Source organism: Paenibacillus sp. 2003 (genome assembly GCF_031455635.1).
Taxonomy (GTDB): Bacteria; Bacillota; Bacilli; order Paenibacillales; family Paenibacillaceae; genus Paenibacillus; species Paenibacillus amylolyticus_B.
Genome location: NZ_JAVDTB010000001.1, coordinates 673944 through 693998, shown reverse-complemented (window position 1 = coordinate 693998; position 20055 = coordinate 673944). Strand labels below are relative to the sequence as shown.

Sequence of the window (20055 nt, the reverse complement as noted above, 5' to 3'; positions counted from 1 at the left end):
TTTTGATGAAAACGACAAAAAAACAGGACGTCCGACTCAGCTCATTGCCAAATCCAACATCCTGTAATGATTATAATCCATATATTTCTTAGTAATAAAATGCCTCTGTGCTACTCTTCGTCTGTATCTTCCTCTTTTTCAAGCACACAACGGAATCGCTCCACACCTGGGTATAATTCACCCAGACTATATACCACGAATCCCGTATTCCGATAAAACTCGACGGCTTCCAGCTCGGTCTCAGCGATCAGTCTATCGGGATTGTATGTTGCCAACAGTTGTGAGATCATACCACGTCCATAATTTTTAAAGCGGTTTTCAGGCAAAACCGAGATATGATGAATGGTAACCTCACTTGTTCCTGTCTTCTCATATCCAATCAGACCGATCAATTGTCCCTCATCTTCGTAACCGGCCATTTGCAGTTCGTCTTTCTCTACATATTGTTGCAACGCACGGTTCAAGTGATCCGGATCAGGAAAGACCGAGTAGGACAACAGTTCCTGTACTTCCGGCTCCTGTATGCGTGATTTCAGATTAATTAACACCTTGATTCCTCCTATACCTTGCTTGTTTCCGTTATCGTATTGTAGTCGTTAGGCTCTCAAAGTTCAAGTCGTGTGCCGATTCAGCTCCGATTGAAGCACAGTTGAGATGTTATCCGATACGTTGATCTGCGCCAAATGATAAGCATCCAGCAGTGCGCCCCCAACTGCCAACAAGTCACTGGTTATGTACTGAATTCTTTTCCCATCGGGCCTGTAAGTAGCATCCAGTCCTTTCTGAACAGCCTTCACCATATATGGTGAACTCAGACAGCTTCCGGTAAGCGTCATGGACACTGTGGGCTGATCGAAACAGGACGCCAGCATGAGGATTCCCACAACAGCCGTATCGGCAGCCGAGTCGCACACCCTAACTGCAAGGGGAATATTCCGATCAGCAGCTTCAGTCACCATAGACGCCATCTGACCAAATTTCCGGTTGGTCGCCTGTTTATTTTCGGCAAAACCGGCTATCCCCAGCGTAGCGAGCTCTCGAATTGAGGCTACATTCCAATATTTCAACACCTGCTCAATCCAAGCTTGGTCCTGCGGCCCATAACGCCCCGCGAGGATGGAATGCACCGTGTCGTAAGCTAAAAAACGTGCTGCTGTAGGCGCGTAATGTCCGAACTCATCATTTCGGAGCCAAGCTCCCTGTTCGGTTCTGCCAAGGATCAGAGATCCTGTTCCTCCAATAGCGACAATACCTGGCTCACCGTCGAAGGCCGCTGTATGTGCGATGTGCGTATCGTTTACCGCACTGATCCTGCCTGTAATCCCCGTACGAGCGAGTAATGCCTCCGCCCAAACTGTATCTTCAGGCCGATTCAGACCCGCCATTCCTGCCTGAATGGCAGCGATCTGATCTGATTGGAGTCCAGCCTGAGTTATGGCTTCAGCGATACCCTCCAGCACATTTTGCTCAGCATTGGTATCGTGATAGCGGTTGCAACCATTCTTTTGTACATAGGATAAAATCTTCCCGTTCTGATCTGCGACAGCCACACGCGTGTGGCTCCCTCCTCCATCCATCCCTATTACATATGTATTCATCCTTAACGATCTCCCTTCAGACCACACATTAAAGTGCCGGGTCCATTGTCAGGTCCCGGCAGAGAATTTATTGCTTTTGCACAGCGAAACGAAGCAGTTCACAACGAAATTGTGTCGGTTCATCATACTTTTCCTCTTCAATCGTCTGTGTAACGTGTTCCTGAAGCAGAATATTCCAGCCTTTGTAGGCATCCTCCAGTATAGCAATCGCCTCGGCTGTGGGCAGGTTCAGCTCAATTAATGGTTTAATCTCCTTGCCTGTATTGATTTCTTTTTCCTCCACATTGGTACTCATGGTAATACAATGAATACCACCTGTTCGAGTTCCTGCTTGTAATCGCTCTAGTGCTTCCATGAAGGCTTGCTTATTCGAAACATGTTCCAGACAAGAACAAGCAGCGATATAATCAAAATAGTTTGACTCCACAGCATAATGTTCAACATCTGCTTTCACTGCCTGTACGATATGATCAACCTGATATTCCTTCGCATACTTGCGAAGTCCGTCTACTGCCTCATCCAGTAAATCCACCCCGATGACTTCACTGTTCGTTTGTGCAAGACGCTGTGCAATCGGTATCGTATGCCTTCCTACTCCGCATCCCAGATCGAGGACACGCAGTTCCTCCTTGTGAGCAAGGATACGTTCCAGCATATCCATAACCATAGGCATTGGCCTGGACATCCAGGTGCCAGAGGCGAATAATTCATTATTCTGATAGAAATTGGAATGATAACCTGCCTCTGCTTTTCGCGCAGCCTCAAATTGTTCGTTTCCCATCAAGATACCCCCATCGCTTAGAAAATGATTTGCATCTTCTACTTAATACCCAGATTGTCACAAAAAAATCAATTTAACGCCGCGCCCCCTTGATCATGGGCATACCTCTAAACACAAGATCATCGCATTACTTGGCCTCTGAACTTTCAGGTACGAGGCACGAAGGCGACAGATTTTTCTTCATAAAGGATTCCAGTGCCGCCTCATATCCAGTGCGATCAACTTGAAACGCTGTGCCATGACCCGCACGCGGGACGGTCAGCAATTCCTTTTTGGTTCGGCAAGCTTCATACAACCTGTACACCATTTCCGTCGGTACAAACGTATCAGCCTCACCGTGGATGAATAACACGGGAACGTTAACTTTGGCAAGCTGCTTGAGAGCCGAAGCCTCTCTAAAGGAATACCCTGCTTTCCACCGGGAGATCAGACTTGTGACAGGTATAAACGGAAATGCAGGAAGTTTGTATAATTGCTTTAACTGGAATGTCAGTTCTTCTTCTACGGAGGTATACGCACAATCAGAGACAATCGCTTTAACTTGGCTTGGCAGAACTTCACCACCAGTCATCAGTACGGTTGCTCCTCCCATGGATATGCCGTGCAATAGGATTTCCCCTTGTGTACCCACTTTTTCAAGCACCCAGTTGCTCCACTGGACATAATCCTTCCGATCTAACCAGCCAAAACCGATGATGTCACCTTCGCTGCGGCCATGCCCCCGATCATCCGGCATTAACACGTTATACCCATGTTTTTCAGCATAAAATCGGGCAAAACCAGCCATTTCTCTACCTTTCCCCGAATAACCATGTGCCAGAATCACTGTCTGATCTGACCCCTTATTGGAACTAAGCCATGTACCGTGCAGTTTTAATCCATCATGCGATTGAAGAGATATCTCTTCTGTAGGCTGAACATCCAGCCACTTCAGGTCAGAAGCACTGCTGATGATTTCATTGTCCGGTTCAGGCATCAGATTTGGATTATCCACCAAAAACGTTTTTGGCGTACGGCGGATGGCGGTTTTGAAAAAATAAAGTCCACCTGTCCACAGAAGAGCAAGAAGGATCAGTACCAGTGCTGCAAGTACGTAGAATAACATGAAGGGGTCCTACCCTCTTTCCTTATTAAGATATCTTCAATCTTTACTTACTCGTTGCAGTGATGCACATGCTGCTTGATAGGCAGGTAACAAAGCATCCAGCAAAGGTTCTGCTTTCCGTGATTGACCTTCCTTCGCGAATTGCTCTATCTGGGCAAACAAAGTTGATAAATAACGAATTCCCAGACTCAGACTCCCTGATTTAAGGTCATGAGCTACTTCAGTTGCAGCAACATGGTCACCGGACACAATATTTCTGCGCAGCACCTCAATTTTTCCAGGTGTTTCGGTACGATACATGTCCAACAACATACCAAGGAGTGTACGATCGCCATCGGTGTTTAATTCCGCAATCTCATGCACGATGCTCATATTCAGTACCTCTGTCGCATCGGAGGATTGCTGCCACTTCTGTATCATCTTACTCAGAATTTCCAGCGTGAAGGGTTTGCCAATAAAGTCGTTCATCCCGGCCTCCATACACTTGTCTTTCTCTCCCTGCATGACATTACCTGTCATTGCAATGATTGGTGTGGTATGGCGCATTTCATCCATTTCTATCGAGCGGATTTTGCGTGTTGCCTCCAAACCGTCCATCAATGGCATCATATAGTCCATAAGAATCAAACTGTATTTTTTGCTGAGAAAAGCAGCTATTGCCTCTTCCCCATTCACTACAGCGTCCACTTGGGTTATTCCCAGTTTCTTGAGCTGTAACATAACAAGCTGTCGGTTGATGACATTATCATCGGCCAGCAATACAGATACAGAAGGAGCTTCATCATCCATATCCTGCCCCTGATGCTCTTGAGCGGAAGCAACAGACTGGTTAGCGGACTGGTTACCGTCTTTCTTACCAAGTGTAAGTTCGAACCAGAATGTTGATCCTTCACCCTCCTGACTGTCTACTCCAATATGACCTTCCATCAGTGTAACGAGCGACCTGCAGATCGATAATCCAAGGCCCGTTCCTCCATACTCACTTGATCGTCCACGTTCAGTCTGCATGTAGGGTTGAAATAACTGGTTCTGATCTTCTTCGGAGATACCAATCCCCGTATCTTCGACTTCAAAGCGGATCATTTGTGTAATCTCATCATCTTTCATAAGGGTAACTCGTATCCGCACCGTACCTTCTGAAGTGAATTTGTTCGCATTCTGTATTAGGTTGATTAATATCTGAGTAATTCTCGTTGAATCCCCTTCAAGAAGATTAGAGATGCTGGGATCACAGTCTACTGATAACTGATTTCCGTTCTTTCTGACTTGGGGTTCAAGCAAACGAACAATATAGTTTATCGTCTCTTGCAGATCGACTTCTCCCATTTCAAGTCGCATCTGCCCCGCCTCAAGTTTGGACAGATCCAGAAGATCCTGAATCAGCTTAAGCAGCAGTTTGGCAGCATCCTGTATAACGGAAACGGAATTCTCCTGTTCTTCAGACAAGGGAGACAGCCTAAGCATCTCAGCCATCCCCAATATGCCATTTAATGGCGTACGGAAATCATGACTGATGCCTGCAATAAATGCGCTTTTGGATTCCCCTGCATCTACTGCTTGCTGACGTGCAGCTTCAAGACTGTTATTGTTCTTCGCAAGCAGACGCTGGAGTGTTACCAGTTCATTATTCATATCCGAGAATTCCGCGAGTATCCGTTCCTCTTGCTCTTTGCTCCGGATCATCTGATCCGATAACTGCTCAATCGTTCTGCGTAGCCTCTGTATCTCTCCGTTCTCATTAGACATCACATCATCCCTCTCCTAATCCCTAACCATATCCAGATCCAGATGATTGCATGTAGCTGGCTGAGCCAATAACTGTTCTGCAACCGCAACTGCCTCATCGGCTCCCGGAGCATAACCGTCGGCTCCTATCGTTTTCCACAAATCCTGATCAATATTAAAAGGATATCCCCCAACCATAATCTTCACATGTGCCGTTGCCGGATGATGACGAATCAGTTGAATCAATTCTTTGGCCAGATGAAGGTGATACGTCATCGTAACTGAAATCGCAATAACATCACCCTGATGGCGCTCTATAGCCTCTACTACACTTCCATTAGGAACATTGGCTCCCAGATAGTGCGTATCCCAGCCCTCCATCTCGAACACATCTGTGAGCATACGCAGTCCGATCTCATGTTGTTCACTGCCTACACAGGTGGCAACTAGCCTTTTACCCTGACCCGTATGAATCAACCAACGAGAATAGAGACGTGATATGAATGATTGGGTCGCTGCCGTACAAAAGTGCTCTTGCCCCACACTGATCCGATGGCTCTGCCACAATCGCCCGACTTCATATTGGGTAGGCTGAAAAATATATCGATAAATATCACGAATCGTCACCCCAGCTTCTAACTGAGCTTCAATGATCTCGAAGGCTTCTTTCCGTTTATTCTCAAGCAAACACTGCAAGTACGATTGCGCTGCATCTCCATATGGCATGGATTCGTTAATGTAACCCGCCTGTGACTCCATTTGTGTTGTTCTATATATTCCCATCTCCAGATAATCGAGCAGAAGTGCCTTTGACGGGTGGTCAAATTCTTCTTCCAATGTCTCTTTAATCAGGTTGAGATTAATCGCCAGGTCTTCTTGTGATACCTTGTAACCTTCAAGTAGAACTTTCAGCCACGCAATATAATGAGTAAACAGGCCAGGACTCTGTAAGAGCGCACTTTCTGCCAAATAGTTCAAGCTATACTGAGAATCCTGTTTGGTTCGCATTTTTCCGTTCTCGCCAAATCGCTCAAGTAAATCGGGCTGTCTGAGATACTGTTTCTCCGTTATTTTATCAGCCAAGTTCCCCGATTCCTGGAGTAAACGTTCTCCTGCTTCTTGATGACTCATAGATGCACCCCTCCTCTACCCGCATCACATCTCTATCATCATTCGTGACTAATCCAGAATGAGATCGATGTTAGCTAACTTGCAATCGGGATAGGTTCTTCTACTTGATCCAATCCATCCATTCCGCTCTTAATCGTTCTGTTCCATTATACATGAACTTTTGATAATCATGTTTTACACACGATGAATGTATAGAACAATCTTCCTATATTATGGAGGGCCTTGCAAGTCAGTCAGCCAGTATATACCTGTACTTTTCGAGATCCACAAAAAAACTGACCTGCGTTATGAACGCAAGTCAGCTTTCCCTTCTGCCGCCAATCCCAGCTTCTTCAACATCTTAATCGCATCCACTTTCTCGGAAGGGTCAAGTCCTTCCAAAGCATCAATGATGACCTGATGATGTTGAGGAAATATCTGTGTGAACAATTCTCTTCCTTCCTCGGTTAACTCAGCGTAAATGACACGCCGATCTTCCTTGGATGGTCGACGAAACAGCAGATTTTTATTTTGCAACTTATCTACAACGTACGTAATATTACCACTGGACATTAACACCTTTTCACCAATCTTTTGCAATGCCTGCGGTCCCTTATGATATAACAAATCAAGCACACCAAATTCTGTCGTATTCAGTCCGTGACTCTGGATGTCCCGATTGGAACGTGAGGTCACAGAATTGTAGGCCCGAACAAGAACCACGAATAATTGTAAAGACAGTTCCCGGTTGTCCTCCGTGTTCAGCATTTCAATAATCCTCCATCAGTTGTTTACATTTCGGCTCGTATGAGAGGCCAGTTTCTGCTCCCACTCCTCACGGAGCATCCCCATACGAATTGAATCATAGTACTGCCCGCGAACGATACGACACTTCCGCATTCGCCCCTCCACCTGTAATCCGGCTTTCACAGCCGCACGTATCATTCGTTCATTACCAGACCAAGTAGTCAATCCAACCCGAACCAAAGGCAGCTGTTCGAACAAATGACTTGACCACATGACAAGTGAGCGTGTGCCAACCCCGCGTCCCCACTGGACAGATCTGTATATTACAATCCCCATTTCCAGCCACATGGATAACTCATCTTCTATGTAATAGCTGATTGTACCCACAATTTGTCTGTCGGATTCAATAATACGGATTGATACGGGTTTGGAATCGCCTGAATCTACGTCCATACGTTTGAGCATACCTTGTTCAAAACTTTCATAACTTTCGTGTTTAAGTGGGTAATAGGGTGCATCCCATTGCTTCCATTCGGGTACGTCATCACTGTAGATCAATTCATAGAGTTCTTTCAGATCCTGTTTCTCCACACACCTGAGCACAAGTTCACCATCAACGATTGGCAGTTCTTTCATACGATGAAAAGCACCCTCTTCCATATTAAGAACGATGAAGCTCTTCGATACTTCCGTCCGCATTGGCAAGAATGACTGTACTAGCCATATCAACAAATAGTCCGTTATCAACAACACCTGGTAACATGTTCAATTGAACATTAAGATCCGCAGCATGATCAATCGCCTCCAAGTGGCAATCCGCTATCAGGTTTCCGTTGTCTGTCAGATAACGTTGCTGTCCATCCATCCGCCACTGTGGTTGACACCCCAATTTTTCGAGCGCCTGGAAGGTCCACTCAGAAGCAAATGGAACCACCTCAACTGGAAGCGGGAATTTCCCCAACTTTTGCACGGCTTTGCTGCCATCCGCTACAATAATCAATTTGTCACTATTGGCCGCCACGATTTTCTCACGCAAAAGAGCCCCGCCCCCCCCTTTAATCAGGTTAAATTCGGGATCTACTTCATCAGCGCCATCAATGGTCAGATCCAGACGTCCAATCTGGTCAAATGGGATGATGGGAATCCCCCATTCACGGGCAAGCTTGTCCGAAGCCTCTGAAGTGGCAACTGCTTGAATGTTTAATCCATCACGTACCCGCTCACCGATCCGGCAGATGGCATAATAAGCTGTTGAACCTGTACCCAATCCAACCTTCATTCCATCTTCAACATATTCTGCCGCACGCTCTGCTGCTATCTGTTTAAGATTCATCTATAAACCCCCGCTGCTCATAATTTGAGAAATGCATATGTAGTTATTATAGATAAAACCGCTTCCGATGTATATCCGTGCCTTCTGGTGCATCTTTGCCATCATATTTTTGTTTTGTTGAAGGATGTATTTTTACCCACCATGTTATAGAATACAGAATGAAGCTAAAAAATGGGAAATTTTAAAATAAACAGTTCTAAATACCTATAATACATCTGATATGTCCATAAATACGTAAAATATTAAAAAAATTTTAACGATACTATTCAATTTAACGACATTTTATACGACATATTAATTATAGATGTGTTTTAATAATTAGACACCTATGGTTCATACGGTACATAAGTCTCTACGAAAGCGACTGATAAACCAAGACCATGGTCGCATAAATTTCCTTTGGAGGGGATCACGGAATGATCTAGTTCACTGTACCAAAGCAAACCTAAAGTTTCTTAATTTAAAGAAGATCAGGAGTGGAATTTAGTGAAATCATTAAGTTGGAAAAGCATGTCGTTTTTCTCCAAAAATTTGTTACTCTCATTTACCAATATCATTATCATCGGGGTAGCACTTATCGCAAGCAGTTACTATTTCCAGAAAACAGTTCTTGTTGATCAACTGCATGGACAGGTGGAACAAATCACCAAAAAATGGGCTGAAGATATCAATCCTGCCGAGGTACAAGCTGCTATTGAAGAAGGTAGCTATGATGGAGCAACACAAACGAAATTACGAGCGTATTTCGATGAAATGCAAGAATATTATCCTAACATTGCACAAGCCTACATCTTCGGTGTTGAGCTCGGTGGCGATAACAAGAGACAAACTTCCCTTGTAGCGATGCCGACCAACCTAAGAGAGGCTTTTCAAAGTGAGAACGTAAATATTGGTGATATGTATGAGCAGCCGGTCGTTGTAGCCAATGCACTGAAAGAAATGCTTAATACGGATCGCCCAACATTCACAACATTTTATTCCGATGATTTCGGAACATGGACAACCATTGCATATCCAATCAAAGACAGCAACGGTAAGATTTTCTCATATTTTGCCATTGATGCAGATGCATCAGCCGTACCCGCAGGACTGAACTCCTTGCTTAAAAACGGAATTATCATCCTTGTGGCCTTCTTGCTGTTATTCCTGATTATCCAATACCTTGTAGTTAAAAACACACTTTCCCCTATCCGTCACTTGATCAAAGGAATTGATGACGTCAGTCGGGGTAATTTGAATGTCAACATTCCTACAGGCAAAGACGATCTGGGACTCGTTAACGAGAAGTTCAACACCATGGTTCGCAAAATCAACGATACTATCGTTAAAGTTCAAATCACATCACAAGAAGTAAATCAGTCTGCCAAAGAGCTATATGAAGTTTCCGAGCGCAACAGTGAGAATGCAGATTCTATTAATAATAATGTGACTCAAATCACTTCCAACATTCGTTCACAGGAACAGGCAACCCGGGATAGTGCACGTGCCATGTCCGAGATGGCTACCGTAATCCAGACGATTGCCAGCAGCTCGGCAAGTGTAGCCGATGAAGCCTATGAAATGGAACGTCGTTCACAACAAGGTAACAGTGTTGTCCGTCAGGTATCTGAACAGATGAATCTGATTACCGAATCGGTTAAGAATACCGCTTCTGCCATTGAGGTTCTAGAGAGTCGTTCACAGGAAATTGGCGATATTCTCAATATCATCTCGGGAATCTCCAGCCAGACCAACTTGCTTGCTCTTAATGCATCCATTGAAGCAGCTCGTGTTGGTGAAGAAGGAAGAGGATTTGCAGTTGTTGCAGGTGAAGTACGCAAACTTGCCGAGCAGTCTGAACAAGCAACCAGCCAGGTTGGCGTATTGATCCAAGAGATTCAAGCTGGAATTAAACAAGCTGTACGTGCAATGGAACAAGGTACGTCAGAAGTAGATACAGGACTCAGCGTAGCCGATCAAACAGGACAACTTTTCGAAGATATTTTAGAAGCAGCGAAAAAAGTATCTAATCAGATTCAGGAAGTATCAAGCGCGACGGAAGAAATCTCTGCGGGTACGGAGGAAATGACCGCTACAGCGGACGACTTGTCTTCAAGCGTAAGTAAGACAGCAAACAGCAGTGAACAAATTTCCTCATCTGTTGATGAGCAAAAAGCATCTTTGATTACACTGGTAGACTCCTCCACACGTCTTAATACCATGTCTGAGGAACTCCAAGAATTGATCTCTCATTTCAATGTAAGCAAACAATAATTCAAATCCACAAACATTCGGTTTGAACCAAGGAGGAATAACTGAAGTGATTGAAAACCAACCATCTTCTTCCCATTCCATGGAATCTAGCTTGCCCGTTCTGCAGATTCCACTGGATTTTGGGCGACGTCAACAATCATTCTCTTATCAGTCTGCTCAAATCACATTACATGCTTCTCTGAGCCGTGAACTTAAACAGAAGTATGGAGAACAGATGGTGTACCCGGTACTCCTCTCAGCTTATGCAGCCTTGTTATTCCGATTGTCAGCTGAACAGGAACTTGCCATAGGTATACTGTCCCCCGATCAGGCAGCTTCCTATCTTTCATTACAGATTCAGGGCAAATTGACCTTTAACCAACTATGTCATCAGGTTTCAGAGCAGCTCAAGATTGAATACACGTTGCAAAACGGTGGATACCCTGAATCGTTTTTTATGCTGAATAGTGTTCAGTTGCCTCAAGCTCCTCAAATATTAAACTGGAACGTTCGAGATGATCAGAACATGCTCATCCTCGATCTGTTCTATGATAGTTCACTGTTAAAAGAGTCTACCGTGCTGAGATATGCAGAATATTATCAGACTCTTCTACTCGCCCTTGTGCGTGACGGTGAGAAAGCAATCGGTACGGTAGATATTCTTTCTGCCTCAGATCGATTGCTTTACCGTGAAATGAATGATACTTCTGTTCTCGAACCAGAGAATCAGACGGTTCATGGCTGGTTCGAAGCAACGGCAGCGGCATATCCGGATTCACCGGCGATAACATCGCCATCCAAAAGTTATACGTACAGGGAATTGAATGAACGAGCTAATCAGGTTGCACGTGTTCTGTTATCCAATGGATTGCAGAAAGGTGAATTCGTCAGTATCTTTATGGATCGAAGTCTGGAGACCATCATCTCCCTGCTTGGTATTCTGAAGGCAGGTGGTGCATATGTTCCGATCGACCCTGAGCATCCACAAGAACGTAACAGTTATATCGTGGAAGATACGGCGTCCTCATTCGTGCTGACAACAGAGGCTTCTTATGCCCAAGCTTCCAGCTTATTCTCCAGTATAGCTACGGTCCGTCAGATTCTCGCTGTGGATGGTCGTTTAGCCGGCTTTGCAGCAAGTAATCCCAATCTGGATATTCAGCCAGATGATCTTGCGTATATTATCTACACGTCAGGGTCGACCGGTAAACCCAAAGGTGCACTGATTGCCCACCGGGGTGTAACCAATCTTGGCAGTGTGGTTCAGCGTGATTGTGACATTCAACCAGGTGATGTATTAACCCAGTTTGCTACATACAGCTTTGATGCATCCGTGTGGGATACCATTGGCGCCTTGTTCTATGGAGCAGAATTATATCTGTTGTCTGCGGAAGAACGGGTATCCGTTGAAGAATTCGCAAGTGCAATTGAACGGACAGGAACAAACATCATTACGATACTGCCTACGATTTTCTTCAATCAGCTTGCTTCCTACTTATCCGATGAAGGTTTCCACAAGCTGGCCAAAGTCAGAATCATTACTGTAGCCGGAGAAGCGTTATATGGTGAACAAGTTCGTGCCTTCCAGCGCAAATTTGGGAACCAGATTGATATTGTTAATGTGTACGGACCTACCGAATGTACAGTAGCCACAACTACTCACCGCATCAGTGAACAGGTTCCCGAACATGTGGTGAATATCCCTATCGGTAAACCGATTCATAACTACAAAGTATACATTGTAAATGAAGAACAACAGCTCTGTCCGGCAGGTGTACCTGGTGAGGTATATATTGCTACCCCTGCATTGGCCAAAGGTTATCTGAATCAGCCAGAACGTACAGAGCAAGCATTCATTGAGAACCCGTTTGCAATAGGTGAGAAAATCTACAAGTCTGGCGATATTGCCAAATTGCTGGATACCGGTTTGCTGGAATATGTTGGTCGCAGTGACTCTCAGCTAAAAATTCGTGGTCACCGGATTGAGATCGGGGAGATTGAAGATCACTTTGCACGGCTTGATCAGATCCAGAACGTTGCCGTCATTCCGAAGAAAGAATCCGATGGACAAAATATGCTGGTTGGTTACTTTACATCGAAAGATGGCAGTACCCTCTCTGTTTCGGACATCAAGGCAGAACTGACGGAGAAACTCCCTTCTTATTTTGTACCGAAGTGGATCTGTCAGCTGGATGAAATGCCGATTGCACCAACTGGAAAAATCAATCGCAAAGCGATGGTATCCCTGCCTCATGTGGAACGACATGAAGATCGCCCTGACCGGGTCATGCCTGAGACGGAGACGGAATCCATTATCCTGGACGCATGGAAAGAAATCCTTCAGCACGATGACTTCGGTGTCGAAGACAGCTTCTTCAATATCGGTGGTGATTCACTCCGGGTCATTCATGTACTGGTTATTCTGAAGCCACATTATCCACAGCTGAAAATTGCCGACTTCTTTGCCGAAAAAACAGTCCGTGCTCTCGCTCGTCGTGTGGAAGTATTGTCTCTCAGTGCTGCAGAAGTTACGGATTCAGTGGTGACCGACGGTATGATTACACAATTATCCGAACACCCTGTGGAGCTAACATCCCAGTTGGGGTATCCGCTCATTCGTGAACCTGAGCATGTGTTACTTACCGGAGCAACAGGTTATCTGGGCTCTCATGTGCTGCAACAGTTAATTCTGAATTCCAGCACACGAATCTACACCCTTGTTCGTCGACCATCCAATGGAATAACTGCAATGGAACGTTTGACTAACGTGTTGGAAGGTTATTTCGGCAAACAACTGACTGACCAGCTTTCCACTCGTGTGGAGATTATTGAAGGGGATCTCGAACAACCTAACCTCGGTCTGTCAGCTGACCAAACGGCTTATGTTCAGGATCGAATTGACCGTGTCATCCACTGCGCTGCAGACGTACGTCATTTTGGCGATGCCGATCAGTTCGCCAAAACAAACGTGGAAGGAACGGTCGCATTGCTAGACTTGATTCGCAGCAAACCAGGTGCTTCCTTCCACCATGTATCCACGATGGGTATTACGGAAGATCTGGCACTCAGCGGACAATGGGAATCTTCTCTGCAATATGATCGGTTCCCGGCTGACTTGCATGTGGACAACCTGTATTCGGACAGCAAGCTTGAAGCCGAGAAAGTGCTCATGATTGCGGCAGAGGAAGGTGTACCTGTCAGCATCTATCGTGCTGGTAATCTCACTTGCCACTCCGAAACTGGACGCTTCCAGTCCAATATTGATAGCAACGCCTTCTATCGTATGATCAAAGCGATGTTATTGCTCGGCAAGGCTCCTGCGGCTGACTGGATGGTTGATTTTACACCGATCAACTATGCAAGTGAAGCTATCGTTCATCTGGCCTTACGTCAGGATACCGCCGGTCGTGTATTCCACATCTGTAATCCGGAGCCCATCCGCTATGATGAGCTGATCCGTTCTGTGAATCGGGCTGGTTACGAAGTTGAAACGCTACCTTTCGCGGATTACACCCGTTGGTTGTTCGATGCGAGCATCAGCAAAGAGCCGGAAGCTCTTCAGTTGGCTATTGCACAGCTTGAAGGCGACGGTGCGAAGGATTCAGCATATGTCTATGCTTGCCCTGTCACAACGGCTTATGTGGAACCTGCCGGAATCTCATGTGCAAAAACAGATGATCGCTTCATCTCCGCCATGTTAGACTACGCCGTTCAGATTGGATATTTCCCGTCTGCAATCCGGCGCCATAACGGCACTTCTACAGCAATGGAGTAAGTTCACTTTATCATTAGCATTTAATAAATAAGGTCACACAAAGAGAAGCCATCTATCGTCATTCACTGACGATAAGATGGCTTCTTTTCTTCGCATTTTCGGATCATTCTTTTAGACCCATCGGATAATTGCAATGATGGCAAGATGAGCTGGATAGAAATAACGCCAGACCCAACGCGGCCCTTTCATACGGAAACCCGCCTGGTAATACTGAGCAATAGCAATGCCGGCGGTTGCGAGCACACTATACATTTGCACAGAGCTGTTATGCAGCAGAAGATATAGTGCATTTAACAAGACATGTGCCACGACAAGCACAGGACCCTGGAAATAACGGAATAACAGAACCAATAACAACCCGTACATCCCGTAATCCATATGGCTAATTTCCATGAACCAACCAACTCCAATTACAATCGGAATGCCCAGTAGACGGGATGGCAATTTATCGATAACGAATAATACCAACAGGGCTGACCACAATGTCCATACCACGTTCAGAGAATAATGATTAAACGCAGCCATGAACGGCACCTGTGATATGATCGCGATCCAGAACAGGCGCCATATGTATTTTTGTACGTCTCGTGTATGTTTATAACCGATATACACTGCAAAAGCATAGATTGGAAAAGCGATACGACCTATGATCCTCAGTTCTATAATATGTGGAAAAAAGACAGCTCCTATATGATCAATTAACATCGTGATCATGGCAATCCACTGCATCATGTTGCGACTCCCCTCCCTCTTTCCCGACGACACGAGTCTGCCATTCATTTATATAATGCGTCTTTTTGATCAACCTCTTATACATTAAGTTCATAATACATGAATTTGGTATCCTGTGCATATCCTTCGGATTCATATAAAGCTTGGGCTTGCTTGTTACTTAACTCAGTAGAAAGTGATATACGAAGAACTCCACGCTCAAATGCCAATCGCTTGGCTGCTTGCAAGAGCTTCCTTGCAATACCTTGCTGACGATAATTCGGATGCACATATAGATCATTTAGCACCCAGACAGGCCCCATCGATACCGAACTGAAACTGGGATACAGTTGAACGAATCCAGTACAGATTAAGCCATTGGAGATTGGCTTTTCTGCTACCAAAATCACCGATTCATGGCCTTCCATTCGTTCTCTAATATACTGACGTGCTGCCTCAATGTCAGCATTTTGGTTGTAGAACATCCTGTACTCATTGAACAATCGTCCCACTTCGTTACTATCAAGAAGACCCGCTTGTCTGATTCGGTGCTGCATTTCACTCAACTCCTCTGGGATGGAGACCATCGTCTCATCGGTTGTATTTCTTCAATTGTAAAACAGTCCTTTCCTTTTCCCCATTCATCATCTGCATCAAAGTTTGTAGTATCCTGAGCAGTGAGCTGACATTCGTTCATGCGCGCTTCCAGATTACATCTTACTTATCTAGTCCATACCAATTCTGTACGTTTTGTTATATTGACTTCATATTGGCAAAAATAAAAAGGCGACCAAAGCATCCACTGCTCCGTCGCCGTAATTATTCAGTTCGATTCAGCATTCTGCTGTTCCTGACCGGGATCAGCATCGGGGAAAATGACGCCTTTCTTCAAAATCAGATTGGCATATTGCGCTCGCTCACCCGTTGCAACAATCACATAGGCATTCGAAGCCCGTTTATAAAAATCAAATCGCTCTTCATGATCAAAAGCATCCGTAATGCCTTCGTATTCTTCAATCAACCGGCGATAGTCTTCCCATATGATCGGGATCACCTGATCCCCTTTTACAACCTGCATGACAGCAGCGGGACGCTCAGCATAGGTATCCAGTGGATATAATTGCAGGATGGCATCCAGCAGTTCAACAACTCCCAGTGCATCACAGCGTACCAGTCGCTTGGCATGACTGGCTGCGGGGAAATTGCCATCCGCCAAAACCAACTCGTCTCCATGGCCCATTTCGGACATGATTTTGAGTAACTCTGGAGGTATTATTGCGGGTATATTCTTTAGCATACACAGCTCTCCTTGGTCATCTCCAACATTAGTTAGAGCAGATTGGTTTTCTCCATTCTTCAAGCACTCTAGATATCGATTCCATAAAAGCGGTTTCATCACTATTCTAACAGTATTTTTGGATGATTGCACAGTGCACACGTACGTTCGATATGAGAATATTTCATTTTGACAAAAATACTTGTTCGACATATAGTTGTTATAACAACTAATTGATTGGGACATTTTATTATGGAAGCGAGGTCTAGCAATTACATGGACTATACACTGGAACAATCTGTTGGATTCATGCTGGGTTTCACACATCGTAAAGCTGTAGCTTTACTTGCGACACGATTCAAACCTTATGATATTACGACAGAGCAATTTTCTGTTCTCTTTAATGTTGACCGCGGTGAAGGTGTTAATCAGAAGGAGCTCGCTGCACGTGTCTTCAAAGACCAACCCACCACTGCGCGGATTATTGATCTGCTTGAGAAAAAAGGCTGGGTAGAACGCCGGACCAGCGAACAGGATCGCAGAGCCTATCTGTTATATCTCACCACGGAAGGCAAAGCGTTAATTGATATCCTCGTTCCGATTGAAAGAGAAATGAATAAAGAACTTGCTGAAGGTATATCCGAAGACCAGATGGAAGCATTTAAACATACTCTTTCCCTCATTAACCGCAACTTGTAATGAATCACAACTCAGGGGGAATACATCATCATGAAAGAACAATCTACACAACAAGTTAGACTATGGACCACCGATTTTATACTGCTGATGCTGTGCAACTTCTTGTTGTTCTTGCAACTGCACATGATTGTCTCTCCGCTTCCGTCCTACGTTCAGGAGCGATTTCACGCCAATGCATTTGAAGTAAGTTTATTCACCTGTCTGTTTGCACTAAGTGCCATTGCAGCCCGTCTCTATTCCGCGAAAGCACTGGAGAAGGGCCATCGTAACGCCATGATCTATATAGGCCTGTCCGTAGCCCTGCTGGCAACGCTCGGCTATTATTTTGCTGCTGGTATAGCTGTGCTCTTGTTGCTTAGAATGTTGTTTGGTATCGGGTTTGGTATGAGCAGTACCGCTTTTCCAACGATGGCCTCGGACATTGTGCCCGTCAAACGAATGGGTGAAGGAATGGGTTACTTTGGTCTATCGACTAGCCTGGCTATGTCTATGGGGCCAATCATTGGGGTTACTCTGCTCCAAGGTGCTGGATTTGTAACCCTGATGTTATGTACTGCGGGTGTCCTCGCTGTGATCTATCCACTGAGTTATTCGCTGACACGCAAAAAAGCAGCCAGAACCGATAACAGTACAACCATCATGCCACAAGCCACAACAAGTGCTTCAGGGTCCAACCCGAAACAGAAGACACCTTTCAACCGCAAGCTGATTCTGCCCAGTGTGCTGAATTGCCTACTATCCATCACCTATGGTGGGCTTGTCGGATTCATCGTTTTGTATGGTAAGGAAGCCAATCTGGCCAATCCTGCGCTGTTCTTTTTGTTCAATGCACTCGCCGTGTTATTGGTTAGACCATTTGCAGGACGGATCTATGACAATAAAGGTCCAAAAGCACTGCTCATTCCAGGGGCAATATTCGTTGCAGTCGGCCTCATTCTGCTCTCGTATGCAACCTCCATGTCCGTCCTGTTCATCGCTGCCTTTATCTACGGAATCGGTTATGGTTCCATGCAGTCGTCTCTGCAGACCTGGATGATTCAAGTTGTATCTCCTACTCAACGGGGTATGGCTAACGGTATGTTTTTGAACTCGCTGGATCTGGGTATTGCGACCGGTGCCCTTCTTCTTGGCGCCATTGCGGCCATAACCAGTTATACTGATATGTATCGATATTCCGTGATGTTTATGATTCTGTTCTTGCTTATATATCTGATTCAGGGAAAACGAAGCGGCAGCTTCTCCATTGAACCTCATGCTCTGCTCGCTCATACTCATATCACTGCAACGGAACCACCTCAAGATCAATCCAAGAAATCTGGAGCTGGCAACACCGAAACTAGCCAGTCGAATAAGAGCAAACACGAATGATCGGTTAAAGTCATTCTGAACATAAAAACGCGTTTACACCGAGAAAGCAAATTCATCCGCTTTCTTAGGCGTAAACGCGTTTTTTATTGGAACAGATCTGAATGTTAAACAAACTTAATACAACTTCGGAATGAACGTAGCATACAACACCGTCTATCTAAAATGGACTTTTCTTGCGACCTATGGGAGCATAACCTCTACTCGTCTCGATCCGATCGATATGTCGTTCATCCTGTTTCTGTCCGCTTCCTGAAGTAGGTTGATCTCCCTTATCCGGCTTCACTGCAAATAATGTAAGCAACCCGCCTACGGCTCCAGATGCAGCAAGCACACCAAAAAGCAAAAAATGTTGTTTGCCAATCAGTAAAGACACAACAGGGGGGCCAAGGGATACACCGATAAATCGCATGCTGCTGAACAAAGACGTAATCGTGCCTCGCTGTTTCTTATCTATACCTTCAGTGATTAAGGCATCCAGACACGGTAAGGTTGCTCCTATTCCGGCACTCCCCAATGTAAAAAGTCCAATCACAATATAGATATTATCGAAAATTCCAATAACACCCAGCGAAACGGTTACAAGAACAAGTCCTGCGAACCCAAGCCATTTCATACGAGGCTTACTCTTTCCGATCCATTTTCCTGCGAAAAAGGAAAACAGACACAGCGCCGCCAACGGAATGGCAAGCACGAGACCTTTTACGATCCCTTTCATGGCGAACTCGCTCTCCAATGTCTCGGATAGATAATAAAGCACGCCAAAAAGAATAAACATGCAAATTCCGCCGATCGCAAACAGAGCGTACAACCATCGCCCTTTTTCTTTCAAAACGTCCCGAATGGAAGCCACAAATTCCGTAAAGGTGGGTGGCTTCTCTTTTTTCTTGGGTGTCTTCACCAGGAAAATAACCAGAATCAGTGAAAGGACACATAATACAGGAATAGCCATAAATGGTAAATACCACAACCAGATAGCCAGCGCTGCACCCAAAATCGGGCTTAACACTTTACCAAATGTATTGGAGGTTTCAATGATTCCCAAACTTTTACTTACCTGATCTTCATCATTGAACATATCCCCAACCAACGGAATGACAATAGGGAATGCACCGGCTGCTCCAACCCCCTGCAATAATCGGCCACCTAAAATGGACCAGTATGCTGCGTTTCCATCCAGCATCCATGCAGCTACACCAGCTACAGCACCCCCGACGGCTGCAATAATGAGGCTTGGAATAATGACTGCTTTTCTGCCAAAGCGATCAGATAAATATCCTGCGAGTGGAATAAGCAGGATAGCAACTACAGCGTAGACTGTAATAAGCATGCTGACCTTAAATGCAGATACGTTCAACTCACGTTCAATTTGTGGCAAGATCGGTATCAGCATGGAGTTTCCCAAGGTCATAATTAAAGGGATGGAAGCAAGTGCGACGAGGTCCCACTTTTTGTCGTTCATACCACAACCACCTTTACAGATTCTACACACAACAGCATTATTGTGGTTGTTTCGGAGGTTGATTATTCAGGACATGCTGGATGTTACCGCTTGTTCACATACAAAAGCTGCCTGCACGTATTCATGCAAGACAGCT

17 protein-coding genes are annotated in these 20055 nt (G+C 45.1%); 4 read left to right on the top strand and 13 right to left on the bottom strand.

Annotated features, from left to right (window positions below; translation table 11 throughout):
• Positions 1–110: 110 nt before the first annotated feature.
• The 9 genes from J2X75_RS03245 to rpiA all read right to left on the bottom strand — a co-directional run bounded on the left by J2X75_RS03245 (position 111) and on the right by rpiA (position 8399).
• Positions 111–548: a GNAT family N-acetyltransferase gene (locus J2X75_RS03245; protein ID WP_215075506.1), complete on the bottom strand. Its 438-nt coding sequence runs from the start codon at positions 546–548 to the stop codon at positions 111–113.
• 63 nt (positions 549–611) lie between these two features.
• Positions 612–1598, bottom strand: a complete 987-nt coding sequence (locus J2X75_RS03240) for a BadF/BadG/BcrA/BcrD ATPase family protein (protein WP_310334272.1) — start codon at positions 1596–1598, stop codon at positions 612–614.
• Between the two features lie 67 nt (positions 1599–1665).
• Positions 1666–2379 carry a class I SAM-dependent methyltransferase gene (locus tag J2X75_RS03235; RefSeq protein ID WP_310334271.1) on the bottom strand — a complete coding sequence of 238 codons (714 nt, stop codon included), beginning with the start codon at positions 2377–2379 and terminating at the stop codon, positions 1666–1668.
• 127 nt (positions 2380–2506) lie between these two features.
• On the bottom strand, positions 2507–3484 hold the full coding sequence (locus tag J2X75_RS03230) for an alpha/beta hydrolase (protein WP_310334269.1): 978 nt from the start codon (positions 3482–3484) through the stop codon (positions 2507–2509).
• A gap of 36 nt (positions 3485–3520) precedes the next feature.
• Positions 3521–5230 (bottom strand): ATP-binding protein, encoded by a 1710-nt coding sequence (locus J2X75_RS03225; RefSeq protein WP_310336631.1) that lies wholly within the window; start codon positions 5228–5230, stop codon positions 3521–3523.
• A 15-nt stretch (positions 5231–5245) separates the two neighbouring features.
• The gene (locus tag J2X75_RS03220) at positions 5246–6340 is read right to left on the bottom strand and encodes a cobalamin B12-binding domain-containing protein (protein ID WP_310334268.1); all 1095 of its coding nucleotides are present in this window, start codon (positions 6338–6340) and stop codon (positions 5246–5248) included.
• A 285-nt stretch (positions 6341–6625) separates the two neighbouring features.
• A complete protein-coding gene (locus J2X75_RS03215; RefSeq protein ID WP_310334266.1) occupies positions 6626–7087 on the bottom strand; it encodes a MarR family winged helix-turn-helix transcriptional regulator in 462 nt (153 codons plus the stop codon).
• Positions 7088–7102: 15 nt separating this feature from the next.
• Positions 7103–7702: a GNAT family N-acetyltransferase gene (locus tag J2X75_RS03210; protein WP_310334265.1), complete on the bottom strand. Its 600-nt coding sequence runs from the start codon at positions 7700–7702 to the stop codon at positions 7103–7105.
• A gap of 25 nt (positions 7703–7727) precedes the next feature.
• The gene (rpiA, locus tag J2X75_RS03205; protein ID WP_150364904.1) at positions 7728–8399 is read right to left on the bottom strand and encodes a ribose-5-phosphate isomerase RpiA; all 672 of its coding nucleotides are present in this window, start codon (positions 8397–8399) and stop codon (positions 7728–7730) included.
• A gap of 510 nt (positions 8400–8909) precedes the next feature.
• On the opposite strand from rpiA, the gene J2X75_RS03200 reads away from it, so the two are divergent.
• Both J2X75_RS03200 and J2X75_RS03195 read left to right on the top strand, forming a co-directional pair.
• A complete protein-coding gene (locus J2X75_RS03200) occupies positions 8910–10652 on the top strand; it encodes a methyl-accepting chemotaxis protein (protein ID WP_310336630.1) in 1743 nt (580 codons plus the stop codon).
• Between the two features lie 79 nt (positions 10653–10731).
• The gene (locus J2X75_RS03195; protein ID WP_397383480.1) at positions 10732–14406 is read left to right on the top strand and encodes a non-ribosomal peptide synthetase family protein; all 3675 of its coding nucleotides are present in this window, start codon (positions 10732–10734) and stop codon (positions 14404–14406) included.
• Positions 14407–14517: 111 nt separating this feature from the next.
• Here J2X75_RS03195 and J2X75_RS03190 read toward each other — a convergent pair whose 3' ends face one another.
• The 3 genes from J2X75_RS03190 to J2X75_RS03180 form a co-directional block, all read right to left on the bottom strand.
• Positions 14518–15138 (bottom strand): TraX family protein, encoded by a 621-nt coding sequence (locus tag J2X75_RS03190; protein ID WP_310334263.1) that lies wholly within the window; start codon positions 15136–15138, stop codon positions 14518–14520.
• Positions 15139–15215: 77 nt separating this feature from the next.
• On the bottom strand, positions 15216–15674 hold the full coding sequence (locus J2X75_RS03185) for a GNAT family N-acetyltransferase (protein ID WP_310334262.1): 459 nt from the start codon (positions 15672–15674) through the stop codon (positions 15216–15218).
• A gap of 266 nt (positions 15675–15940) precedes the next feature.
• A complete protein-coding gene (locus tag J2X75_RS03180; protein WP_036609525.1) occupies positions 15941–16414 on the bottom strand; it encodes an RbsD/FucU family protein in 474 nt (157 codons plus the stop codon).
• A 231-nt stretch (positions 16415–16645) separates the two neighbouring features.
• Here J2X75_RS03180 and J2X75_RS03175 point away from each other — a divergent pair, with 231 nt between their 5' ends.
• The gene (locus tag J2X75_RS03175) at positions 16646–17092 is read left to right on the top strand and encodes a MarR family winged helix-turn-helix transcriptional regulator (protein WP_310334260.1); all 447 of its coding nucleotides are present in this window, start codon (positions 16646–16648) and stop codon (positions 17090–17092) included.
• Positions 17093–17122: 30 nt separating this feature from the next.
• Positions 17123–18460, top strand: a complete 1338-nt coding sequence (locus tag J2X75_RS03170; RefSeq protein ID WP_310334258.1) for an MFS transporter — start codon at positions 17123–17125, stop codon at positions 18458–18460.
• A gap of 157 nt (positions 18461–18617) precedes the next feature.
• Here the strand turns inward: J2X75_RS03170 and bcbE are convergent, their stop codons facing one another.
• Positions 18618–19919, bottom strand: coding sequence for a bacillibactin exporter BcbE (gene bcbE, locus J2X75_RS03165; RefSeq protein WP_124114006.1), 1302 nt, complete (start codon positions 19917–19919; stop codon positions 18618–18620).
• Positions 19920–20055 lie beyond the last annotated feature (136 nt).

Excerpts from the sequence above, each read along its gene's own strand:
- bcbE (WP_124114006.1), bottom strand. The coding sequence starts at position 19,919 with ATGAACGACAAAAAGTGGGACCTCGTCGCACTTGCTTCCATCCCTTTA.
- J2X75_RS03190 (WP_310334263.1), bottom strand. The coding sequence starts at position 15,138 with ATGATGCAGTGGATTGCCATGATCACGATGTTAATTGATCATATAGGA.
- J2X75_RS03235 (WP_310334271.1), bottom strand. The coding sequence starts at position 2,379 with ATGGGAAACGAACAATTTGAGGCTGCGCGAAAAGCAGAGGCAGGTTAT.
- J2X75_RS03175 (WP_310334260.1), top strand. The coding sequence starts at position 16,646 with ATGGAAGCGAGGTCTAGCAATTACATGGACTATACACTGGAACAATCT.
- J2X75_RS03220 (WP_310334268.1), bottom strand. The coding sequence starts at position 6,340 with ATGAGTCATCAAGAAGCAGGAGAACGTTTACTCCAGGAATCGGGGAAC.
- J2X75_RS03215 (WP_310334266.1), bottom strand. The coding sequence starts at position 7,087 with ATGCTGAACACGGAGGACAACCGGGAACTGTCTTTACAATTATTCGTG.
- J2X75_RS03210 (WP_310334265.1), bottom strand. The coding sequence starts at position 7,702 with ATGAAAGAACTGCCAATCGTTGATGGTGAACTTGTGCTCAGGTGTGTG.
- J2X75_RS03180 (WP_036609525.1), bottom strand. The coding sequence starts at position 16,414 with ATGCTAAAGAATATACCCGCAATAATACCTCCAGAGTTACTCAAAATC.
- rpiA (WP_150364904.1), bottom strand. The coding sequence starts at position 8,399 with ATGAATCTTAAACAGATAGCAGCAGAGCGTGCGGCAGAATATGTTGAA.
- J2X75_RS03230 (WP_310334269.1), bottom strand. The coding sequence starts at position 3,484 with ATGTTATTCTACGTACTTGCAGCACTGGTACTGATCCTTCTTGCTCTT.
- J2X75_RS03170 (WP_310334258.1), top strand. The coding sequence starts at position 17,123 with ATGAAAGAACAATCTACACAACAAGTTAGACTATGGACCACCGATTTT.
- J2X75_RS03225 (WP_310336631.1), bottom strand. The coding sequence starts at position 5,230 with ATGTCTAATGAGAACGGAGAGATACAGAGGCTACGCAGAACGATTGAG.
- J2X75_RS03195 (WP_397383480.1), top strand. The coding sequence starts at position 10,732 with ATGGAATCTAGCTTGCCCGTTCTGCAGATTCCACTGGATTTTGGGCGA.
- J2X75_RS03240 (WP_310334272.1), bottom strand. The coding sequence starts at position 1,598 with ATGAATACATATGTAATAGGGATGGATGGAGGAGGGAGCCACACGCGT.
- J2X75_RS03185 (WP_310334262.1), bottom strand. The coding sequence starts at position 15,674 with ATGCAGCACCGAATCAGACAAGCGGGTCTTCTTGATAGTAACGAAGTG.
- J2X75_RS03200 (WP_310336630.1), top strand. The coding sequence starts at position 8,910 with ATGTCGTTTTTCTCCAAAAATTTGTTACTCTCATTTACCAATATCATT.